Origin of the sequence: Luteimicrobium album (assembly GCF_030161555.1) — a bacterium.
GTDB classification, from domain to species: domain Bacteria; phylum Actinomycetota; class Actinomycetes; order Actinomycetales; family Cellulomonadaceae; genus Luteimicrobium; species Luteimicrobium album.
Genome location: NZ_BSUK01000001.1, coordinates 3,430,040 through 3,451,117 on the forward strand (window position 1 = coordinate 3,430,040; position 21,078 = coordinate 3,451,117).

Annotated in this window: 20 protein-coding genes and 2 pseudogenes; 17 read left to right on the top strand and 5 right to left on the bottom strand. The window is 73.1% G+C overall.

What is annotated here, in order from left to right; translation table 11 throughout:
- Positions 1 to 22 precede the first annotated feature (22 nt).
- From QQK45_RS17525 to mltG (QQK45_RS17565), 9 genes and pseudogenes are all read left to right on the top strand, one after another.
- The gene (locus QQK45_RS17525) at positions 23 to 1,405 is read left to right on the top strand and encodes a replication-associated recombination protein A (RefSeq protein WP_284294344.1); all 1,383 of its coding nucleotides are present in this window, start codon (positions 23 to 25) and stop codon (positions 1,403 to 1,405) included.
- Between the two features lie 204 nt (positions 1,406 to 1,609).
- Entirely contained in the window at positions 1,610 to 2,236 is a 627-nt protein-coding gene (gene rpsD, locus QQK45_RS17530) for a 30S ribosomal protein S4 (protein WP_036950112.1), read from the top strand.
- Between the two features lie 199 nt (positions 2,237 to 2,435).
- Positions 2,436 to 2,807, top strand: coding sequence for a DUF948 domain-containing protein (locus QQK45_RS17535; RefSeq protein WP_284294345.1), 372 nt, complete (start codon positions 2,436 to 2,438; stop codon positions 2,805 to 2,807).
- Positions 2,804 to 3,169 carry a hypothetical protein gene (locus QQK45_RS17540; RefSeq protein ID WP_284294346.1) on the top strand — a complete coding sequence of 122 codons (366 nt, stop codon included), beginning with the start codon at positions 2,804 to 2,806 and terminating at the stop codon, positions 3,167 to 3,169. Before QQK45_RS17535 ends, QQK45_RS17540 begins: the two co-directional genes overlap by 4 nt.
- Before the next feature lie 87 nt (positions 3,170 to 3,256).
- A pseudogene (gene alaS, locus QQK45_RS17545) lies at positions 3,257 to 5,946 on the top strand (alanine--tRNA ligase).
- Positions 5,943 to 6,410, top strand: coding sequence for a Holliday junction resolvase RuvX (ruvX, locus tag QQK45_RS17550; protein ID WP_284294347.1), 468 nt, complete (start codon positions 5,943 to 5,945; stop codon positions 6,408 to 6,410). Before alaS ends, ruvX begins: the two are co-directional and overlap by 4 nt.
- Before the next feature lie 65 nt (positions 6,411 to 6,475).
- On the top strand, positions 6,476 to 7,654 hold the full coding sequence (gene mltG / locus QQK45_RS17555; protein ID WP_284294348.1) for an endolytic transglycosylase MltG: 1,179 nt from the start codon (positions 6,476 to 6,478) through the stop codon (positions 7,652 to 7,654).
- Positions 7,655 to 7,664: 10 nt separating this feature from the next.
- Complete coding sequence (locus QQK45_RS17560) at positions 7,665 to 8,537, top strand: shikimate dehydrogenase (RefSeq protein WP_284294349.1); 873 nt, start codon at positions 7,665 to 7,667, stop codon at positions 8,535 to 8,537.
- 143 nt (positions 8,538 to 8,680) lie between these two features.
- Positions 8,681 to 9,859 carry an endolytic transglycosylase MltG gene (mltG, locus tag QQK45_RS17565; RefSeq protein WP_284294350.1) on the top strand — a complete coding sequence of 393 codons (1,179 nt, stop codon included), beginning with the start codon at positions 8,681 to 8,683 and terminating at the stop codon, positions 9,857 to 9,859.
- Positions 9,860 to 9,880: 21 nt separating this feature from the next.
- Here the strand turns inward: mltG (QQK45_RS17565) and QQK45_RS17570 are convergent, their stop codons facing one another.
- A complete protein-coding gene (locus tag QQK45_RS17570) occupies positions 9,881 to 10,591 on the bottom strand; it encodes a prepilin peptidase (RefSeq protein ID WP_284294351.1) in 711 nt (236 codons plus the stop codon).
- Positions 10,592 to 10,698: 107 nt separating this feature from the next.
- Here QQK45_RS17570 and aroC point away from each other — a divergent pair, with 107 nt between their 5' ends.
- From aroC to aroB, 3 genes are read left to right on the top strand one after another with little or no spacing between them, the layout of a single operon-like run.
- A complete protein-coding gene (gene aroC, locus QQK45_RS17575; protein ID WP_284294352.1) occupies positions 10,699 to 11,916 on the top strand; it encodes a chorismate synthase in 1,218 nt (405 codons plus the stop codon).
- Between the two features lie 8 nt (positions 11,917 to 11,924).
- A complete protein-coding gene (locus tag QQK45_RS17580) occupies positions 11,925 to 12,488 on the top strand; it encodes a shikimate kinase (protein WP_284294353.1) in 564 nt (187 codons plus the stop codon).
- Positions 12,485 to 13,660 carry a 3-dehydroquinate synthase gene (gene aroB / locus QQK45_RS17585; protein WP_284294355.1) on the top strand — a complete coding sequence of 392 codons (1,176 nt, stop codon included), beginning with the start codon at positions 12,485 to 12,487 and terminating at the stop codon, positions 13,658 to 13,660. The genes QQK45_RS17580 and aroB overlap by 4 nt, the downstream gene beginning before the upstream one ends.
- A gap of 40 nt (positions 13,661 to 13,700) precedes the next feature.
- On the opposite strand, the pseudogene QQK45_RS17590 reads toward aroB, so the two are convergent.
- The 3 genes and pseudogenes from QQK45_RS17590 to QQK45_RS17600 all read right to left on the bottom strand — a co-directional run.
- Positions 13,701 to 14,444, bottom strand: a pseudogene (locus QQK45_RS17590) (glycerophosphodiester phosphodiesterase family protein); the annotation flags it as partial.
- The gene (locus tag QQK45_RS17595; protein WP_284294356.1) at positions 14,441 to 15,457 is read right to left on the bottom strand and encodes a serine aminopeptidase domain-containing protein; all 1,017 of its coding nucleotides are present in this window, start codon (positions 15,455 to 15,457) and stop codon (positions 14,441 to 14,443) included. The pseudogene QQK45_RS17590 and the gene QQK45_RS17595, both read right to left, overlap by 4 nt.
- Positions 15,454 to 16,830, bottom strand: coding sequence for an MFS transporter (locus QQK45_RS17600; RefSeq protein ID WP_348525276.1), 1,377 nt, complete (start codon positions 16,828 to 16,830; stop codon positions 15,454 to 15,456). The genes QQK45_RS17595 and QQK45_RS17600 overlap by 4 nt, the downstream gene beginning before the upstream one ends.
- A gap of 138 nt (positions 16,831 to 16,968) precedes the next feature.
- Between QQK45_RS17600 and QQK45_RS17605 the strand changes: the two genes are divergently transcribed.
- Both QQK45_RS17605 and QQK45_RS17610 read left to right on the top strand, forming a co-directional pair.
- Entirely contained in the window at positions 16,969 to 17,409 is a 441-nt protein-coding gene (locus tag QQK45_RS17605) for a type II 3-dehydroquinate dehydratase (protein WP_284294357.1), read from the top strand.
- 66 nt (positions 17,410 to 17,475) lie between these two features.
- Positions 17,476 to 18,105 (top strand): hypothetical protein, encoded by a 630-nt coding sequence (locus QQK45_RS17610; RefSeq protein WP_284294358.1) that lies wholly within the window; start codon positions 17,476 to 17,478, stop codon positions 18,103 to 18,105.
- A gap of 17 nt (positions 18,106 to 18,122) precedes the next feature.
- On the opposite strand, the gene QQK45_RS17615 is transcribed toward QQK45_RS17610, so the two are convergent.
- A complete protein-coding gene (locus QQK45_RS17615; protein WP_284293213.1) occupies positions 18,123 to 19,328 on the bottom strand; it encodes an IS110 family RNA-guided transposase in 1,206 nt (401 codons plus the stop codon).
- 233 nt (positions 19,329 to 19,561) lie between these two features.
- Between QQK45_RS17615 and QQK45_RS17620 the strand changes: the two genes are divergently transcribed.
- From QQK45_RS17620 to nusB, 3 genes are all read left to right on the top strand, one after another.
- The gene (locus QQK45_RS17620; protein ID WP_284294359.1) at positions 19,562 to 19,978 is read left to right on the top strand and encodes a hypothetical protein; all 417 of its coding nucleotides are present in this window, start codon (positions 19,562 to 19,564) and stop codon (positions 19,976 to 19,978) included.
- 84 nt (positions 19,979 to 20,062) lie between these two features.
- On the top strand, positions 20,063 to 20,626 hold the full coding sequence (gene efp, locus QQK45_RS17625; protein WP_284294360.1) for an elongation factor P: 564 nt from the start codon (positions 20,063 to 20,065) through the stop codon (positions 20,624 to 20,626).
- A 1-nt stretch (position 20,627) separates the two neighbouring features.
- Positions 20,628 to 21,044: a transcription antitermination factor NusB gene (gene nusB / locus QQK45_RS17630; protein ID WP_284294361.1), complete on the top strand. Its 417-nt coding sequence runs from the start codon at positions 20,628 to 20,630 to the stop codon at positions 21,042 to 21,044.
- Positions 21,045 to 21,078 lie beyond the last annotated feature (34 nt).

Consider the following 21,078-nt stretch of genomic DNA (forward strand, 5'->3'; position numbering starts at 1 on the left):
CGCGCTGCGTACGCTCGGTGTCATGGACGTGCTCGGGGACCTGTTCGACGCCGCCTCGACCGGGCCCACGGGCCTGCCCGAGGTCCCGGCGTCCGCGCCCCTCGCCGTCCGGATGCGCCCGCGGACGCTCGACGAGGTCGTGGGCCAGGCCCACCTGCTCCGTCCGGGCTCGCCGCTGCGCCGTCTCGTGGACGACTCGTCGGGCGACGCAGGCCGCGCCGCGCCGTCGTCGGTGATCCTGTGGGGACCGCCGGGGACGGGCAAGACGACGCTCGCCTACCTGGTCGCGCGGTCGTCGGGCCGGCGCTTCGTCGAGCTGTCCGCGGTCACGGCCGGGGTCAAGGACGTGCGCGCCGTCATCGACGACGCGCGCCGCCGCCTCGTCAGCGGCGGCCAGGAGACCGTCCTGTTCGTCGACGAGGTGCACCGGTTCTCCAAGACCCAGCAGGACGCGCTCCTGCCGAGCGTCGAGAACCGCTGGGTGACGCTCGTCGCCGCGACGACGGAGAACCCGAGCTTCTCCGTCAACGCGCCGCTCCTGTCGCGTTCGCTCCTGCTCACGCTCGAGCCGCTCTCGGCCGACGACGTCCGCGCGGTCGTGCGGCGTGCGCTCGACGACGAGCGCGGCCTGGCGGGCTCGGTCGTGCTCGAGGAGGACGCGGAGGACCACCTGCTGCGCCTCGCGGGCGGCGACGCGCGCAAGGCGCTCACGATCCTCGAGGCCGCGGCCGGCGCGGCCCTCTCGGAGACCGGCCCGGGCACCGGGACGCCGGGCGTCGACCTCGAGACCATCGAGCGCGCCGTCGACGTGGCGGCCGTGCGGTACGACCGTGACGGCGACCAGCACTACGACGTCGTGTCCGCGTTCATCAAGTCGATCCGGGGTTCCGACGTCGACGCGGCGCTGCACTACCTCGCGCGCATGGTCGCGGCGGGGGAGGACCCGCGCTTCATCGCGCGGCGCCTCGTGATCTCCGCGGCCGAGGACGTCGGCATGGCCGACCCGTCCGCCCTCCAGACGGCCGTCGCCGCCGCGCAGGCGGTCGCGTTCATCGGGATGCCCGAGGGGCGGATCGTGCTCGCCGAGGCGGTCGTGCACCTCGCCACCGCGCCGAAGTCCAACGCCGCGTACCTCGGGGTCGACGCGGCCCTCGCCGACATCCGTGCGGGGCGGGTGGGCACGGTGCCGTCGCACCTGCGCGACGCGCACTACGCGGGCGCCGAGCGGCTCGGTCACGGCGACGGGTACCGGTACGCGCACGATGCGCCGCACGCGATCGCCGCGCAGCAGTACCTGCCCGACGAGCTCGTCGGCCGCCGCTACTACGAGCCGAACGACCGCGGCTACGAGCGTCAGGTGCAGGAGCGGCTCGCTCGCATCCGCCAGATCCTCGACGGGGACTGAGCGGCTGGCGCGGGACGGCAGTGTTCGTCGCGTTCCGTGACGGGGTGCCGCGTGCGGTAAGATCGACGGGTTGCCCGTTCGGGCGACCCCTGGGACCTCGGCCCCGTAGCCCGCTGATGCGAGGCTCATCGGCTGGTCCAGCACCGCCGGTCTTCCGACCGCCCGGTGCGACGTCAGAACACGACAGGAAGAGAAGGAACCACCGTGTCCTCTGTGACCCGCTCGCGCCGTCAGGTGCGCCTGAGCCGTGCGCTCGGCATCGCCCTGACCCCGAAGGCCGTCAAGCACTTCGAGAAGCGCCCCTACCCGCCCGGTGAGCACGGCCGGGCCCGCCGCCGCACCGAGTCCGACTACGCCGTCCGTCTGCGCGAGAAGCAGCGTCTGCGTGCCCAGTACGCGCTCCGCGAGAAGCAGCTCGCCCGCGCGTACGAGGAGGCTCGCAAGGACAAGGGCCTGACCGGTGAGGCGCTCGTCGAGAACCTCGAGACCCGTCTCGACGCGCTCGTTCTGCGTTCCGGCTTCGCCCGCACGATCCTCCAGGCCCGCCAGGCCGTGGTGCACCGCCACATCCTCGTGGACGGCAAGATCGTCGACCGCCCCTCGTTCCGCGTGAAGCCGGGCCAGACCATCCAGGTCAAGCCGAAGAGCCAGGCGACCACGCCGTTCCAGGTCGCGGCCGCGGGCGCGCACCGTGACGTGCTCCCCGCCGTCCCGGGCTACCTCGAGGTCCAGCTCGAGAAGCTCTCCGCGCAGCTGACCCGCCGCCCGAAGCGCGCCGAGGTCCCCGTGACCTGCGAGGTCCAGCTCGTCGTCGAGTACTACGCGCGCTGACCCAGCCCGCCGCACGTCGGACGCCCCGCTTGCCCGCTCAGGTGCGAGCGGGGCGTCCGTGTGTCCGGGCACCGTCCGCGGCTCCGCGTGCACGACGCGCGGGCGCGGCCGGGCGGGCGCCGCACGAGCCCGGCCACCTCGGTAAGGTGGCGTCGCGGCCCGCTCCGGGTCGCGTACCCGGACAGAGATGAGGGAGCACATGAGCGTCGGTGACGTGGCCGGTCTGATCGCGGCGATCGCGTTCGTCCTGCTGGTCGGGTTCCTCGCCGTCCCGCTGCTCAAGCTGGGGCGCGTGCTCGACGAGACGCGCGCGTCCGTGCGGCAGATCACCGAGCACTCGGTCCCGATCCTCGACGAGGCAGCCACGACGGTCGCCTCGACCAACGGCCAGCTCGCCAAGGTCGACGTCATCACGACGTCCGCGGCGCAGGTCAGCGAGAACGTGTCCGCGCTCACCGGCCTGTACGCCGCGACGATCGGGCGGCCGCTCGTCAAGGTCGCCGCGTTCAGCTACGGCGTCCGCAAGGCGTTCGCCCGCGCGTCGGGCCGTGGCTCGGGCGGTGCCGCGTGAGGCGCCTGTTCTGGATCGGCGTCGGCGTCGCGGTGACCGTCGTCGTGGTCCGCCAGGGCCGCAAGGTCGTCGCCCGCTACGCGCCCGCGTCGCTGGTCGACCAGGCGACCGACCGCGCGAACGCCGTCGGCGGCCGCGCCGTGACGTTCGTGCGGACCTTCGGCGAGGAGTTCCGCACGGCGCGCGACGCGCGCGAGGCCGAGCTCGAGGCCGCGCTCCTCGCGGAGGGGCAGTCCGCTCCTGGCGACGTCCGGCGCGCGCGCGCCGAGGGTCGCCGCCTGGGTGACGCGAGGCCTGCGGAGCCGGGCGGCGCCGTCCCGCGCGACGAGGATGATCCCGACGTGGGTTACGCGTTCTTCTGACGCGACCCCCTCTCGGACGTCGTCCGAGACCCCTGACTGCACGACCGCCCCGCCCGCTGCGGGCCGTCCCGACCGACGAAGGACACCATGCGTACCGCCGAGATCCGCAAGCGCTGGCTCGACTACTTCGAGGCCAACGGCCACGCCGTCGTGCCCTCGGCCTCCCTGATCTCCCCGGACCCGTCGACGCTGTTCACGATCGCGGGCATGGTGCCGTTCATCCCCTACATGACGGCCCAGCAGACGCCGCCGTGGGACCGCGCGACCAGCGTCCAGAAGTGCGTGCGCACGCTCGACATCGACGAGGTCGGCAAGACGACGCGCCACGGCACGTTCTTCCAGATGAACGGCAACTTCTCGTTCGGCGACTACTTCAAGGAAGGCGCCATCACCTACGCGTGGGACCTGGTCACCGGGTCGCGCGCCGAGGGCAAGTACGGCTTCGACCCCGAGACCGTGTGGGTGACGGTCTACCACGAGGACCACGAGGCCCGTGAGCTGTGGAAGCGCATCGCCGGCCTGCCCGACGAGCGGATCCAGTCCCGCGGCAAGAAGGACAACTACTGGTCCACCGGCCAGCCGGGCCCCGCCGGTCCCTGCTCGGAGATCTACATCGACCGCGGGCCGGAGTTCGGCCGCGAGGGTGGCCCCGTCGTCGACGAGGACCGCTACCTCGAGATCTGGAACCTCGTGTTCATGCAGTACGCGATCGACGAGGTGAAGTCGAAGGAGGAGTTCCGCATCGTCGGGGAGCTCCAGCGCAAGAACATCGACACGGGCATGGGCCTCGAGCGCGTCGCGTACCTGCTCCAGGGCAAGGACAACCTGTACGAGATCGACGAGGTCTTCCCGGTCATCGCCGCCGCCGCCGAGCTGTCCGGCAAGACGTACGGCGCGAACCACGACGACGACGTGCGCATGCGGGTCGTCGCCGACCACGTCCGGTCCGCGCTCATGATCATCGGCGACGGCGTCCGCCCCTCGAACGAGGGGCGCGGCTACGTGCTGCGACGCCTGCTGCGCCGGTCCGTGCGCAGCATGCGGCTGCTCGGTGTCGACGAGCCGTCGCTCCCGTCCCTGCTGCCCGTGAGCCGCGACGCCATGTCGCCGTCGTACCCGGAGCTCGCGACGGGCTTCGACCGCATCTCCGAGGTCGCGTACGGGGAGGAGGACGCCTTCCGGCGCACCCTCGTCTCCGGGACGACGATCCTCGACACCGCCGTGCGCAGGCTCAAGGACAGCGCCCCCGCCGGCCAGGTGCCCGTGCTCGGCGGCGACCAGGCGTTCCAGCTGCACGACACGTACGGCTTCCCGATCGACCTGACCCTCGAGATGGCCGCCGAGCAGGGCGTGCAGGTCGACGAGAACGCCTTCCGCCGCCTGATGTCCGAGCAGCGGTCGCGGGCCCGCGAGGACGCGCTCGCGAAGCGCCGCGGCGGGGCCGACCTCGCCGCGTACGAGACGATCGACAAGGAGCTCGACAAGCCCGTCGAGTTCCTCGGGTACACCGACACCACGGCCGAGGTCGGCATCGTCGGCCTGCTCGTCGACGGCGTGCCCGCGCCCGCCGCGACCGCGCCCGCCGACGTCGAGGTCGTGCTCGACCGCACCCCTTCTACGCCGAGGCCGGCGGCCAGCTCGCAGACCACGGCACGATCGTGCTCGACGGCGGCGCCTCCATCGAGGTCGACGACGTCCAGCGACCCGTCAAGGGCCTGTCGGTGCACCGCGGACGCCTCGTCGAGGGAACCGTCGCGCTCGGCGACCGGGGGACGGGCGCCATCGACCTCGCCCGGCGCAAGGCGATCAGCAAGGCGCACAGCGCCACGCACATGATCCACAAGGCCCTGCACGAGACGGTCGGCCCCGACCGCACGCAGGCGGGGTCGGAGAACTCGCCGAGCCGCGTCCGCTTCGACTTCCGGTCGGCGTCCGCGGTCCCGCAGAGCGCGCTCGGCGAGATCGAGGAGCGCGTCAACACATTGCTCGTCGAGAACCTCGACGTGACCGACCAGGTCATGCCCATCGCCGAGGCCAAGTCGCTCGGCGCGATGGCGCTGTTCGGCGAGAAGTACGGCGACCGCGTGCGCGTCGTGTCGATCGGCGGCGACTGGTCGCGCGAGCTGTGCGCCGGGACGCACGTCAAGCAGTCGGGCGAGATCGGCCGCGTCACCCTGCTCGGTGAGTCCTCCGTGGGCTCGGGCGTGCGGCGTGTCGAGGCGCTCGTCGGCGACGGCGCCTACGGCTTCCAGGCCAAGGAGCACGCGCTCGTCGGGCAGCTGACGCAGCTCCTCGGCGCACGGCCGGACGAGCTGTCGGACCGCGTGTCGTCGCTGGTCACGCGCCTGCGCGACGCCGAGAAGGAGCTCGCGGGCGTCCGCCAGGCGCAGCTGCTGGCGGCTGCCGGCACGCTCGCCGCGGGAGCCGCCGAGGTCGGCTCCGTCCGCGTCGTGACGCACGACGCCGGCGAGGTCGCGTCCGCGGACGACCTGCGCGCGCTCGCGCTCGACGTCCGCTCGCGCCTCGGCGAGGCGGAGCCGGCGGTCGTGGCCGTGGCGGGTGTCGCCAAGGGCCGCCCGCTCGTCGTGGCCGCGACGAACGCCTCGGCCCGCCAGGCCGGCGTCCGCGCGGGCGCCCTCGTCAAGGCCGCCTCGGGCGTCCTCGGCGGCGGCGGCGGCGGGAAGGACGACGTCGCGCAGGGCGGCGGCCAGGACGTCGCGGCGGTGCCCGCGGCGCTCGGAGCGGTCCGTGACGCGGTGGCCGCGCAGGCGTCGTGACGCTCGAACGAGGGCCGCGCCTCGCGATCGACGTGGGGACCGTCCGGGTCGGGCTCGCCGCGAGCGACCCGGACGGCCTCGTCGCCACCCCGGTCGAGACGCTTCGCCGTGACGAGGCAGGCAGGACCGACGTCCGCCGCATCGTGGACGAGGTGGTCGAGCGAGGTGCACGTGTCGTGTACGTCGGGCTCCCGCGCCACCTCTCGGGTGCCGAGGGTGCTTCCGCACAAGCCGCCCGCGCGTACGCTGGACTGGTCGCGCGAGCGATCGACCCCGTACCCGTCCACCTCGTGGACGAGCGCATGTCGTCCGTGAGCGCGCACCGCTCGATGCAGCAGGCGGGTCGTCCCGGCCGCAAGCAGAGGTCCGTGGTCGACCAAGTAGCGGCGGTTATCATCCTCCAGACCGCCCTCGACGCCGAGCGTCGCGCAGGGGAGCGGGCCGGCGAGCTCGTCACCGCATGAGCCACCGGGGCACAGCACGCAGGGGGAGCACGACAGAAGAGACGACGGGAAAGAGGTAGGACGGCATGACGGACCTGTTCTCGGCACCTCCGCCGACGACGACCGGCCCCGCGCCCGTCCCCTCTCGCACCGCTCAGCGGCGCCGTCAGAAGGCGTCGGCGGCTGCGCGTCGTCGGCGTCGTCGTCGTCGGATCGTGGTGTTGTTTCTTGCTCTCGTCGTGGTGGGCGGGGCGGGTTGGTATGTGTACGAGCACGTGCTGCCGGGGTTGTCGTTCGGCTCGTTCTCGGCGAAGGCCGCGGACTACGAGGGGCAGGGGACGGGGCCGGTGCAGGTCACGGTCAACCCGGGCGATACGGGGACCGCGATCGGGCGCACGCTGCTGGACGCGGGCGTGGTCAAGAGTGTGAAGGCGTTCACGGAGGCGTACGGCGCGAACCCGAACGCTGCGGGGATCCAGCCGGGTGTGTACACGCTGCGCAAGGAGATGAAGGCGTCCGAGGCGGTCGCGATGCTCGCGGCGAACACGGGGCGTGTGGAGTATCAGGTGACGGTGCCTGAGGGGTACACGGTCGAGCAGATCGTCTCGCGTGCCAGCGGGGTGACGGGGATCCCGGCCTCGGAGTTCGCGAAGGCGAAGAAGAACACGAAGGCGACGGGTCTGCCGGCGGCGGCGAAGGGGAACTACGAGGGCTGGTTGTATCCGGCCACGTACTCGTTCGACCCGGACGTGGACGCGACGGACATCCTGAGTCAGATGATCGCCAAGACCAAGGCGGAGCTGAAGACGCTGAAGGTGCCGTCCTCCGAGCAGGAGGAGGTGCTGATCAAGGCCTCGATCGTCGAACGCGAGGCGAGCCGGGACTCGGACTTCGGCAAGGTCGCCCGCGTGATCGACAACCGCCTGGCGCCGAACGGCCCGACCGGCGGACTGCTCCAGATCGACGCGACGGTCGCCTACGGGCTCGGACGCTCGGGCCTGACGATCAGCTCCGCCGACCAGAAGGACCCGAGCAACGCCTACAACACCTACAAGCATGCCGGCCTGCCCCCGGGGCCGATCGGCAGCCCGGGCGAGAAGGCGATCAAGGCCGTCATGAATCCTACGCCGGGCAACTGGGTCTTCTACGTCACGGTGAATCTCGACACCGGGGAGACCAAGTTCACGGACAGCTACCAGCAGTTCGGGGACTACAAGAAGGAGTTCCAGTCCTGGCTGGCGAAGCACCCCCAGGACTCGAAGTAGGCCCTCACCAGTGACTCGTTCGTCTCGCGCGGCCGTGCTCGGCCACCCGGTCGCGCACTCCCTCTCGCCGGTCCTGCACCGCGCCGCCTACGCGGCGATGGGTCTGGACGACTGGTCCTACTCGGCCGAGGACGTCACCGAGGGCGCACTGCCGGCGTTCCTGGACGGGCTCGACGAGACGTGGGCGGGCCTCAGCCTCACGATGCCGCTCAAGCAGGCGGTCATCGAGCTGCTCGACGACGTCACGCCGCTCGCGCTCCAGGTGCGGGCGGTCAACACCGTCGTGCTCGACGGCGAGGGGCGGCACGGCTCGAACACGGACGTGCACGGGCTGGTCGTCGCGTTGCGCGAGGGGCTCGTGACCGAGTCGGACGATCGCACGGGTCGCGCCACACCCTTCGCCCCACCGGTCCTGGGCTCCGCCGCCGTGCTCGGCGCAGGGGCGACGGCGGCCTCGACCCTGGCGGCGCTGCGGGAGCTGGGGTGCGCCGAACCGGTCGTGTACGCGCGCTCGCTCGCGCGGACGGCGGACCTCGCAGACGTCGCCGAGCGGCTCGAGGTGCGCCCACGCTTCGTGGTCCTCGACGACGCAGCGCGCCAGCTTCCCGGGCACGACGTCGTGGTCTCGACCCTCCCGCCCCACGCGGCCGACGGCCTCGCGGCCGAGCTCGCCGGCCTCGTCGAGGGACTGCTGCTCGACGTCGCCTACGACCCTCGGCCCACCGCGCTCGCTGCGGCGTGGCGCCAGGCGGGAGGCGACACGGTCGGCGGCGAGCGGATGCTGCTCCACCAGGCCGCCGAGCAGGTCCGCCTCATGACCGGGCAGGCCGCGCCCCTGGCGGCCATGGACGCCGCCCTGACCGGCGCGCTCGGCTCTCGCTGACTCCGGCCGCACCCACCGGGCCGGGCGTGGGCGGCCGGGCTCCCGGTTCCGATCCGTCGCCGTGGGTATGATCTACCCGACCGCTGCGGCGCCGAGCGTCGTCCCTGGTCATCGAGAGGACGACCAGGAGGATCTCGGACGGCATGACGGACCTGTTCTCGGCACCTCCGCCGACGACGACCGGCCCCGCGCCCGTCCCCTCTCGCACCGCTCAGCGGCGCCGTCAGAAGGCGTCGGCGGCTGCGCGTCGTCGGCGTCGTCGTCGTCGGATCGTGGTGTTGTTTCTTGCTCTCGTCGTGGTGGGCGGGGCGGGTTGGTATGTGTACGAGCACGTGCTGCCGGGGTTGTCGTTCGGCTCGTTCTCGGCGAAGGCCGCGGACTACGAGGGGCAGGGGACGGGGCCGGTGCAGGTCACGGTCAACCCGGGCGATACGGGGACCGCGATCGGGCGCACGCTGCTGGACGCGGGCGTGGTCAAGAGTGTGAAGGCGTTCACGGAGGCGTACGGCGCGAACCCGAACGCTGCGGGGATCCAGCCGGGTGTGTACACGCTGCGCAAGGAGATGAAGGCGTCCGAGGCGGTCGCGATGCTCGCGGCGAACACGGGGCGTGTGGAGTATCAGGTGACGGTGCCTGAGGGGTACACGGTCGAGCAGATCGTCTCGCGTGCCAGCGGGGTGACGGGGATCCCGGCCTCGGAGTTCGCGAAGGCGAAGAAGAACACGAAGGCGACGGGTCTGCCGGCGGCGGCGAAGGGGAACTACGAGGGCTGGTTGTATCCGGCCACGTACTCGTTCGACCCGGACGTGGACGCGACGGACATCCTGAGTCAGATGATCGCCAAGACCAAGGCGGAGCTGAAGACGCTGAAGGTGCCGTCCTCCCAGCAGGAGGAGGTGCTGATCAAGGCCTCGATCGTCGAGCGTGAGGTCTCGCGGGACAAGGACCGGCCCAAGGTCGCGCGGGCGATCCAGAACCGTCTCGACAACCCGGACGGCCCGAACGCGGGCCGGCTCGAGACCGACTCGACGACCGCCTACGGGCTCGGGACGCCGACCGTACCGCCCACCCAGGCGCAGAACCACGACCCGAAGAACCCGTACTCGACCTACGAGCACGCAGGGCTGCCACCGGGCCCGATCGCCAACCCGGGACAGGCGTCGATCAAGGCGGTCCTGAACCCCGCACCGGGTCCGTGGATCTACTGGATGACGGTCGACCTCGACACCGGCGAGACGAAGTTCGGCACCACCTGGCAGGACCACACCGACATGCTCGCGGAGCTCCACGTCTGGCAGACCGCGCACGCCAAGGACAAGTGACCGACGCCGCTCGCGGTGGTCTCACGCGGTGACGGCCGGTGCGGCCAGGGGCGCCAGGACGATCGCGAACAGCGCGCCCGCGAGCATGAACGGACCGAACGCGACGGCCGTCTTGCGGTGCGCTCGACGCGCGACGAGCAGCGCGACCGACCAGAGCCCGCCGAGCAGGAACGCCAGCAGCACACCGGTCGCGAGGACGCCCCACCCGGCCCAGGCCAGGGGCAGGCCGACGAGCCACGCGAGCTTCACGTCGCCACGCCCGAGGCCGCCGAGGCGAGCGAGCACGGCGTGGAAGCCGGCCGCGACGGCGGCGCCGACGACGGTCCGCAGCGCGGACGCCCCGTCTGCCGTGACGAGCGCCGCCAGGCCGAGCGCCACGGCGACGAGCAGCACGCCCGGGTAGGTCAGGGCGTCGGGCAGACGGTGGCTGCGCGCGTCGATGACGCACAGGGGCCCCGCGACGACGGCCAGCACGACGAGGGCGGGCGTCGCCGCGACGACGAGACGGGCCACTCCACCCACCGTCGGGTCGTGGCGCGCGGCCATCGCGGCACCGACGGCGAGCCCGACGAGCACGACCGCGACGGCCGTCACCACCGCCGCAGGAGCACGGACCGGTCCGACCTCCCGCCGCACAGCCGCGGCCAGGTGCCGTGGTGAGCGCACCACCGCCGCCCCGGTGAGCGGAGCGTCGGCGAGGTCGGGCGCGGGGGTGGGCTTCGTCGTCGGCACGGCGGCACTGTAGCGAGACGCGGCGCGGCGTATCGCGCCTGTCCACAGGCCGTCCGGACACCGGACGGCGACCGTCCGCCTCGCGGGTGCATGGAAGAATCGGGGCCATGCTCCGTTGGTTGACCGCAGGTGAGTCGCACGGCCCGGCGCTCGTCGGGATCATCGAGGGCCTGCCGGCCGGGGTCGAGCTCGTCTCCGACGACCTGCGGGCAGCCCTCGCACGCCGACGACTCGGGTACGGGCGCGGATCACGGCAGAAGTTCGAGCAGGACGAGCTCACCGTGCTCGGCGGACTGCGGCACGGGCTCACTCAGGGTGGGCCGCTCGCGATCCAGATCGGCAACACCGAGTGGCCCAAGTGGGTCGACGTGATGGCGGCCGACCCGGTGCCGCCCGAGGCGTTGCTGGTCGACGCCGGGACCGGCGACGAGCGCGAGATCGCACGCAACCGCCCACTCACCCGCCCCCGCCCCGGGCACGCGGACCTCGTCGGGATGCGCAAGTATGGCTTCGAGGACGCGCGCCCGGTGCTCGAGCGGGCGTCGGCGCGCGAGACCGCGACCCGCGTCGTGCTGGGGCGTGCCGCTGCGGCGTTCCTCGAGCAGGCGCTCGGCGTGCGGCTCGTGTCGCACGTCGTGTCCATCGGCTCGGTCGACGTGCCCGACGACGCGGCGCTGCCCACGCCCGACGACGTCGCCACGCTCGACGCGGACCCGGTGCGCTGCTTCGACCCGGCGGCGTCGGCGGCGATGGTGGCCGAGATCGACGAGGCCAAGAAGGACGGCGACACGCTCGGCGGCGTCGTCGAGGTGCTCGCGTACGGCGTGCCGTCGGGGATCGGGTCGTACGTGTCGTCGGACCGGCGGCTCGACGCCCGCCTCGCCGGAGCGATCATGGGCATCCAGGCGTTCAAGGGCGTCGAGGTCGGCGACGGCTTCCGCACCGCGCACCGTCGCGGGTCGCAGGCGCACGACGAGATCGTCCGCGGCGAGGACGGCCACATCCAGCGGTCGTCGAACCGGGCCGGCGGCGTCGAGGGTGGCATGAGCAACGGCGAGGTCGTGCGTGTGCGCGGCGCGATGAAGCCGATCTCGACCGTGCCGCGCGCGCTCGCGACCGTCGACGTCGTGACGGGTGAGGCCGCGACCGCGCAGCACCAGCGCTCCGACGTCTGTGCCGTGCCCCCGGCGGCGGTCGTCGCCGAAGCCGAGGTCGCGCTCGTGCTCGCGCAGACCGCGCTCGAGAAGTTCGGCGGCGACTCCGTGGCCGAGGTGCGGCGGAACGCGCAGGCGTACCTCGCAGCCGTCCCCGAGCTGCTCCGCTGAGCCGCGGGATGACACCCCGACCCGTCGCGGTGCTCGTCGGGCCGCCCGCGAGCGGCAAGTCGACCGTGATGCGGCACCTCGCCCGGCACCTCGGGGTCGAGGGCCGGGACACGGACTCGGACGTCGAGGCGGTGGCCGGCGTCAGCGTCGCCACGATCTTCGCCGAGCAGGGCGAACCGGCGTTCCGCGAGCTCGAACGGGATGCGGTCGCCGCGGCGCTGACAGGGCATCCTGGCGTCCTCTCGCTCGGCGGGGGCGCGGTGCTCGACCCGGACACGCGGGACCGGCTGGCCGCGTACGCTGCTGCAGGCGGCGTCGTCGTGTTCCTCGACGTGAGCCGTGCGCACGCCGCCCGTCGTCTGCGTGGCGACACGAGCCGCCCGCTGCTCGCGGGCGACGCCATGACCCGCTGGGACACGCTGATGACGGCGCGCCGGCCCCTCTACGAGGCGGTCGCCACGCTGCGCCTCACCACGGATGCGGCGGGGCCCCGTCGGGTCGTCGAGGAGATCGCCCGGCACATCGAGCGGGCGCGGTACGACGCCGCGCCCGGGACGGAGGAGGACGCGTGAGCGAGTCGCCCGTGGACCCGTCGGGCCCGGCGCCCGAGGTCGTGACCGTGCGAGGGGACGCGCCGTACGACGTGCTCGTCGGCCGGCACCTGCTCGGTGAGCTGCCGCGCCTGCTCGGGGCGGAGGTGCGCCGGGTGCTCGTCGTGCACCAGCCGTCCCTCGCCGCGTCCGCCGAGGTCGTCCGTGACGACCTGGAGGCGGGCGGGTACCAGGCGTTCCTCGCCGAGGTGCCCGACGCCGAGGAGGCCAAGTCCGCGCAGGTCGCCGCCTTCCTCTGGGGTGTGCTCGGCCAGGCGGACTTCACGCGCTCGGACGCGATCGTCGGCGTCGGCGGGGGAGCCACGACCGACCTCGCCGGGTTCGTCGCCGCGACCTGGCTCCGCGGGATCCGCGTCGTGCACGTGCCGACGACGCTGCTCGCGATGGTCGACGCGGCCGTCGGCGGGAAGACCGGGATCAACACGGCCGAGGGCAAGAACCTCGTCGGGGCGTTCTACCCGCCCGCCGGTGTCCTCGCCGACCTCGCGACCCTCGAGTCGCTGCCGCGCTTCGAGTTCGTCGCCGGCCTCGCCGAGGTCGTGAAGACCGGGTTCATCGCGGACCCCCGGATCCTCGAGCTCGTCGAGGCGCACGCCGCCGAGCTGCGCGACTGGGGCTCGTGGGAGGCGACCGGAGGCGAGCCGTCCGCTGAGCTCCGCGCTGTCGTCGCCGAGCTCGTCCAGCGCTCGGTCGCCGTGAAGGCCGCCGTCGTGGGGGAGGACCTCAAGGAGGCCGGCCTCCGCGAGATCCTCAACTACGGCCACACCCTCGGGCATGCGGTCGAGCTGGCCGAGCGGTACGGCTGGCGGCACGGTGCCGCGGTCTCGGTCGGCATGGTGTTCGCAGCAGAGCTCTCGCGGCTCGCGGGCAAGCTCGACGACGACGTCGTCGACCGGCACCGCGCCATCCTGTCGTCGCTCGGGCTCCCGATCACGTACCGCGGGGACCGCTGGGACCAGCTCCTCACCGCGATGCGTCGCGACAAGAAGACCCGCGGCGACCTGCTGCGGTTCGTCGTGCTCGACGACGTCGCCCGCCCCACACGGCTCGAGGGCCCGGACCCCGCGCTGCTCCAGGCGGCGTACGCGGAGATCTCGGCCGACGCGCCGTCGTCGCGCACGATCTCCCTCTGACCCCCGCGGAGTGCGGGTCAGGGGTGAGGCCCCGCTCGGCGAGGACCTCACGGAGCAGGTCGGCGCGGTTCGTGACGATCCCGTCGACGCCCAGGTCGAGCAGCCGCCGCATCTCGGCGGGGTCGTCGACCGTCCACACGTGGACCTGCCGTCCCGCCCGGTGCGCGGCGGCGAGGGTCCGCGCGTCGACGACGTGCACCGGACCCTGAGCCACAGGGACCTGGAGGCAGTCGACGTCGCGCAGGGCGCGGGCCACCCCGGACGCCGACCGCACGCGGGCCCCCAGCAGGAACCGGACCACCTCGCCCTGCCCGGCCGACGTCGCGACGGGACGGCTCAGGCGGGCGACGGTCGCGCGTCGTCGGGCGACCGAGAACGACGTGACGCAGACGCGGTCGTGCGCGTGCGTCCGCTCGATGGCCTCGGCGACGGGTCGCACCCCGGACTCACCCTTGACGTCGATGTTGACCCGCAGGTCGGACCAGGTGCCGAGCAGGTCGTCGAGCCGCGGCACGGGTTCGGCCCCGCCGATCCGGGCCCGCCGGACGACGTCCCAGGGCAGCTCCGCGACGACGCCGCGCGCGTCGGTGGTCCGGTCGAGCGTCGCGTCGTGCAGCGCGACGGCGACGCCGTCGGACGTTCCGTGGGCGTCCGTCTCGACGTACCGGAAGCCGAGCTCGCGGGCTGCTTCGAACGCGCGCAGCGAGTTCTCGAGCCCGTCGAGCGAGAACCCGCGGTGGGCGAGCGCGACGAACGGTGCGTCGAGATACGGCGTCGCGCTCATCGGTCCGCCTCGAGCCGCGCGTCGAGCCAGGCGAGGACTCCGTCGAGGTAGACGCCGCGTGGCCCGTCGGCCGACAGCGTGAGGTCGTGCACGCCGCCGTCGACGACGAGCTCCGTCATGTCGCGCCCCAGGCGGGGTCCGAGCCGCGCGATCGAGCGGACGTCGAGCACGGTGTCCTCGCGGTCGAGGTCCGGGTTGTCCTCACGGTCGGGCCCGGAGCGCGCCGACCGTGCGACGAGGACGGGTGCAACGATCTCGAGCCCCTGCTCGACGCGCGCCTGACCGCGCCGCACTGCGCGCAGCCAGCCCGCCCTCACGGGCAGCCCCTCGGGCCGCTTCAGGGCCCGGTCGAACTCCCACCGTCCGCCGTTGCTCGCGTGCTGGCGCGTCGCGTAGACCGACGGCGCGCTCGTCATGGCGCGCAGGGGTGCGTAAGGCCCGACGACGTCCAGCACGCGCGTGCCGACGGTCCGGTTGAACCAGCTCGACCGCAGGTCGAGGAACGGGCTGTCGAGGACGAGCAGGTCGGGCCCGTCCTCGCCGCGGCGCGCGGAGTGGGCCCAGAGCGACGCGGTGAGACCGCCCGTGGAGTGGGCGTGGACGACCAGCGGGACGCCGGGGTGCATGGCGCGCGCGGCGGCCGCGGCGAGCGCGAGGTCGGCGGCGTGCTCGTGGAGGTCGTCGACGTAGTGCGGGACTTCCCCAGGACGCCAGGACCGGCCCGCGCGGCGCAGGTCGACGGCCACGAACGCGTAGCCGGCACCCGTGAAGGTCTCCGCGAGGTGGCGCTGGAAGAAGTAGTCGTTGTACCCGTGCACGTGCAGGGCGACGGCGCGCGGCCGGCCCCCGTGCTCGCCCCCGAGGCGCCCGGCGGCCGCGCGCACGAGGGTGACGCGCGGGGGCACGGCACCGCCGTGGCTCCGCGCACCACCGGCGCCCGAAGCCGGGAGCGTGGCGACCTGGAAGGCGTCGCCGAGCTCGTCGTCGGACCGCCAGGCCGGTGCGCCGCTCATCCGGTCGCCTCGACGGAGTCGACGTCCCGCCGGCCCCCGATCCCGTGGCCGCTCGGGAAGCGCACGAGCAGGAGCAGGACGAGCCCGAGCAGCAGGACGGCGACGATGCCGAGGATGCCCCAGTACTGGTGGCCCGTCAGCGACACGAGCGTCGAGAACGCGAACGGCGCGAGGAAGCTCGCGGCGCGCCCGGTCGTGGCGTAGAGCCCGAAGATCTCGGTCTCACGGCCCGGCTCGGCGAGGCGCCCCAGCAGCGCCCGGCTCGCGGACTGCGCCGGCCCGACGAACGCGGACAGCAGGAGCCCGAAGATCCAGAACGGCGTCTGGCCGCCGTCGTGCAGGACGAACACAGCGGTCCCGGCGACCACGAGCCCGACGAGCGACCCGATCACGACCCGCCGCGGCCCGATCCGGTCGTCGAGCCAGCCGGCGCTGATGGTGCAGATCCCCGCGACGACGTTCGCGGCGATCGCGAAGACGATGACCTCGCTCGAGCTGAACCCGAACGTCCCCGACGCGATCACGGCGCCGAACGTGAAGACGCCGGCGAGGCCGTCCCGGAAGACCGCGCTCGCGACGAGGAAGCCGAGCGTGGAGCGGCTCGTGCGCCAGAGTCGGGCGAGGTCGCGGAACAGCTGCCGGTACGCGGCGGCGACGGCGCCGAGGCCGCGCACCCTGCGTGCCGCGTGACCGCTCACGGCGGTCTCCGCGGCGGCCGGCTCGGTCACCTCGCCGGTGAACGGCGGCTTCCGGCGCTCCTGCACGACGACGAGCACGGGGATCGCGAAGATCCCGAACCAGAGTGCGGCGATCACCATGGACACGCGGAAGTCGAGGCCGTGGTCGTCGGTCACGCCGAACCACCCGACGTCGGGGTTGATGAACCCGACGAACAGGATCAGCAGCAGGACGATCCCGCCGACGTACCCGGCACCCCACCCGATGCCGCTGATCCGGCCGATGGTGCGGGGCGTCGAGATCTGCAGGAGCAGCGCGTTGTAGGCAACGCCCGCGAGCTCGTAGAACACGTTCCCGACCGAGAGCAGGACGACGCCGAGGACGACGGCGCGCGACAGGTGCCCGGGCACGGGCTCGACGAACCAGAGCGCGAGCATCGTCACGAGGACGACGGCCGAGTTGGCACCGAGCCACAGCTTGCGGCGCCCCGACCGGTCGGCGAGCGCCCCGAGAGCGGGGGCGAGGACGGCGATGAGGACGCCGGCGACGGTGAGGCCCCAGCCGAGCCAGGCGGAGTGCTGGGCGGTGACGGCGTCGGTGTCGGCGCCCTGCTCGACGAACGTGTCGCTCGTGAGCCAGGGGTGAAGACGAAGGTGGTGACGACGGCGTTGAACGCGGCTCCGCCCCAGTCCCACAGCGACCAGGCGGTGATCTGGCGGCGGAGGTGGCGTGGTGCGGGCGCGCCGCTCGCGTCGTCGGGCGAGGGGCGCGGGGTCCGGGCGGCGCTGCGTGCGGGCACGTGCGCATGCTATCGGCCCGATACGCTCGGGCACATGACGCGTGTGCTGGTGCTGAACGGTCCGAACCTCGGTCGGCTGGGGGTCAGGGAGCCCGACGTGTACGGGGCGCTGAGCCTGGCCGACCTGCGGGACTCGGTGGCGCGGTGGTCGGGGGAGCTGGGCGTGGACGCCGAGGTCCGCCAGACGGACGACGAGGCCGAGCTGGTGCACTGGCTGTACGAGGCGGTGGACTCGGGCGCGCACGTGGTGCTGAACCCGGCGGCGTTCACGCACTACTCGTACTCGTTGCGGGACGCGGCGGCGATGGTCACGAAGGCGGGCCTGGTGCTGGTCGAGGTGCACATCTCGAACCCGATGGCGCGCGAGGAGTTCCGGCACACGTCGGTGATCGGTCCGGTGGCGACGGGTACGGTCGCCGGCTTCGGGTTCGACTCGTACCGGCTGGCGTTGCGGGCGGTCGCCGCCAAGGCGTGAGACTGGATCTCGGCAAGTCAAGCCAGGAACCTTGATTCTTGAGAATCAAGAGCATAGCCTTGCCTTATGTGGGTCCTGACGATCGACCAACGTGCCAGCCGCCGCCGTGGCGACCGGGTCCCGGAGCTGCTCGGCGCGCTGCCGGGCGCCGGTGACCCGGGCGTCGTGCTCGCGTTCGACCGCACGGTCGGCGACGAGGTCCAGGGCGGGCTCGACGACGCAGCGACGGTCCTCGACGTCGTCCTGCGGGTCGCACGGCTGGGGGAGTGGAGCGTGGGGGTCGGCGTCGGCCCGGTCGACGAGCCGCTGCCCACGAGTACGCGTGAGGGCTCCGGCGCCGCGTTCGTGCGGGCCCGCGAGGCCGTCGAGCGTGCCAAGCGGCGTGCGGGCGAGCTCCCGGTCGCCGTCGTCGGGGCCGACGGCGGACCCGCGGCCGAGCGGGCCGCCGACGCCGAGGCCGTGCTGCAGCTCCTCGCGAGCGTCGCCGCGCGTCGGACAGACGCCGGCTGGGAGGTCGTCGACCTCCTGGCGGCCGGTCTCAGCCAGCGTGCCGCCGCGGCCCGGCTGGGCGTGTCGGCGCAGGCCGTCAGCCAGCGGGTGCGGGCTAGCATGTGGCCCGAAGAAGCCGCGGCGCGCCCGCTCGCGGCACGGCTGCTCGAGGAGGCTGACGTGCGCGGCAGAGGCGTGAGCGCATGAGTTCCCTGAGTCAACCTCTAGGCGGCCAGGTCGTGGGTTTGTCGGGTTTTGGCGTGGGTGGTGGGGTCGTAGCACACGCCGTCGCGCCAGCAGGCGTAGATCACGCGCAGCCAGGCGCGGGCGAGGATGCGCACGGCGTGGGCGTGTCGTTTCCCGGCCTGGCGGGCCTGGGCGTAGATGGTCTGGGCCCAGTCACTGGCATGACGGGAGTTGTCGGCCCAGAAGGTCAGGGCTTGTCGGGCTCGGGTGTTGGTGGCGTAGCGGAACGCGACGACGTGGGACTTGCCCGAGGCTCGGGTCACGGGCACGACGCCGGTCTCGGCCGCGGCGTGGTCGGCACTGGTCGCGCGTTCGAGGACGGGGCCGATCTCGCCGATGATCTGGCCCAGGCTGATCGTGCCCACGCGGGGCAGGGCCGCCAGCAGCGGCGCCCAGGGGTGGGTGGCCACGGCCGCGGCGATCTGGGCGTCGAGGACGGCGATCGCGGTCTTGATCGCGCGCACGAGGGCGACCTGGGTGCGCACGATCACGGTCACGATGTCGTCGGTCAGCCGGGACGCGGGCCGGGCCGCGGCGCGCAGGCGTCCCACGAGCGTGGCGGGGGCGGTCCTGCCGCTGTAGTGCTGACGGGCCAGCCAGTCACGCATCTTGGCCGGGGCCAGGCCGGCGGCCTGGGTCGGGGTCGGGTATCGGTCCACGAACGTGAGCGCGATCTCGGAGTCCAGGCGCGAGAACAGCACGGTGGCGCCGGGGTGGTGCTCGGCCAGCAGCGCGGCGAGCTGGTTGGTCGCCGCGACCCGGGTGGCGACCTGATCGGCGCGGGCACGGACCAGGGCCTGCAGGTCGAGGGTGGCCTGCTCGGTCGGGTGCAACACACGCAGCCGGTGGCCGTCGGTGCGCAGGTAGTCGGCGAGCTTGTAGGCGTCGCCGGGGTCGTTCTTGGCCCTGGCCGCGCCCCAGCGTGGGCGGGCGGCGTTGAACGCGTTCGGGTGGATCGGCACGACCGGGTGCCCGGCGGCCAGGAGCCGGTCCACGACCAGTCCCCGGGTCGTCTCGATCGCGACCGGGAGATCCCCGGACCGGTCGAAGCTCGCCAGCCGGGTCAGGGTCTGGGTCAGGCCTTCCTCGGTGTGAGGGCACGTCCAGCCCGCGATCTCGTGACCGTCATCGGCGATCACGCTGATCGCGTGGACGGTGTTGCCCCAGTCCCAACCGACGTGCACGTGCGTACTCCTTGGCTCGTGGAGGAGCACCACCCGGTCAAGGCCGGCCGCCGGGAGCTCACTGCTCGGCCCTCTACGGGGCATGTTCCTGACGCCGATCGGCTGACCTCGGCCCGGCGGGGCCGGCAGAACTCATGCTCGCCGTCGAGCGGCTCGCGCAGATGGCCGTGCACCCACCGGGACCGAGTGGTCACGACCCTACCCATGAAGGCCGCAGAAAGGATGGTCCTCCAGTGAGCGCGGGCCAGGTCCTCGCTGTCGCCGGGATCTCCGTGGGGCTGCTCGCGGTGAGCGTGCTCGGTGGTCTCGTCGTCGTCCCCGCTGTGCTGCGGGCCGCGGGCCGCACGTCGGCAGGCGAGGCAGCGAGCGCCGACGCCGGGCCCTCGCCGGAGGCGCCCGACGCCGCCGCCGTCCTCCGGGGCGGCACGTGGATCGGCATCCTCGAACGGCTCGCCGTGACCGGCTGCCTGCTCGCCGGGTTCCCCGCAGGGGTCGCGGTGGTCGTCGCCGTCAAGGGCCTCGGGCGCTACCCCGAGATCCGCGACAACCCGGGGGTCTCCGAGCGGTTCGTCATCGGCACCCTCGCCTCGCTCGCGTGGGCGGGCGCCGCCGGGCTGCTCGGTCTGTGGCTGAACGGGCTCGTCAGGTAGGATTGCCTGGGCTTTTCTCGGGTTCGCACCCGACCTCAGACCCGATGGCCCGCAGCGGCCCTCCCCCGACTCAGGAAGCAGAACGTGGCGACCACCAACGACATCAAGAACGGCACCGTGCTCAACCTGGACGGCCAGCTCTGGACCGTCATCGAGTTCCAGCACGTCAAGCCCGGCAAGGGCGGCGCGTTCGTCCGCACGAAGCTCAAGAACGTGCTGTCGGGCAAGGTGGTCGACCGGACGTTCAACGCCGGCACCAAGATCGAGACGGCGAACGTCGACAAGCGCGACATGCAGTACCTGTACCGCGACGGCGACGACTTCATCTTCATGGACACCGTCACCTACGACCAGCTCCCGGTCGCGGCCGCCACGGTCGGCGGTGCGTCGGACTACATGCTCGAGAACCAGAACGCGATCGTCGCCACGCACGACGGCGCGCCGCTCTTCGTCGAGCTTCCCGCCTCCGTGGTCCTCGAGGTCACGTACACCGAGCCGGGCCTGCAGGGCGACCGCTCGACGGGCGGCACCAAGCCCGCGACCCTCGAGACCGGCGCGACCATCCAGGTCCCGCTCTTCCTCGAGGCCGGCACGAAGGTCAAGGTGGACACCCGCGACGGGTCGTACCTCGGCCGTGTGAACGACTGACGTGGCAGCGCGCAGCAAGGCACGCAAGCGCGCGGTCGACGTCCTCTACGAGGCGGACCAGCGCGGGATCGCGCCGGTCACCATGCTCTCGGAGCGGGTCTCCGAGCCGGGCACGCAGGCGTCCCTGCCCCAGTACGCGGTCGAGATCGTCGAGGGCGTGGACGAGCACCGCGAGCGCATCGACGAGGTCCTCGCGACCTACTCGCACGGCTGGACGATCGAGCGGATGCCCGTCGTGGACCGCGCGATCCTCAGGGTCGGCGTGTGGGAGATCCTCTACAACGACGACGTCCCCGACGGCGTCGCGCTCGACGAGGCCGTGTCGCTCGCGACGTCGCTGTCGACCGACGAGTCCCCGTCGTTCGTCAACGGGCTGCTGGCCCGGGTCGCCGAGCTCGGCCCGACCCTGCGGGCCTGACGACCCAGCACCGTCCCGGAGCCCCGGGCGCCCA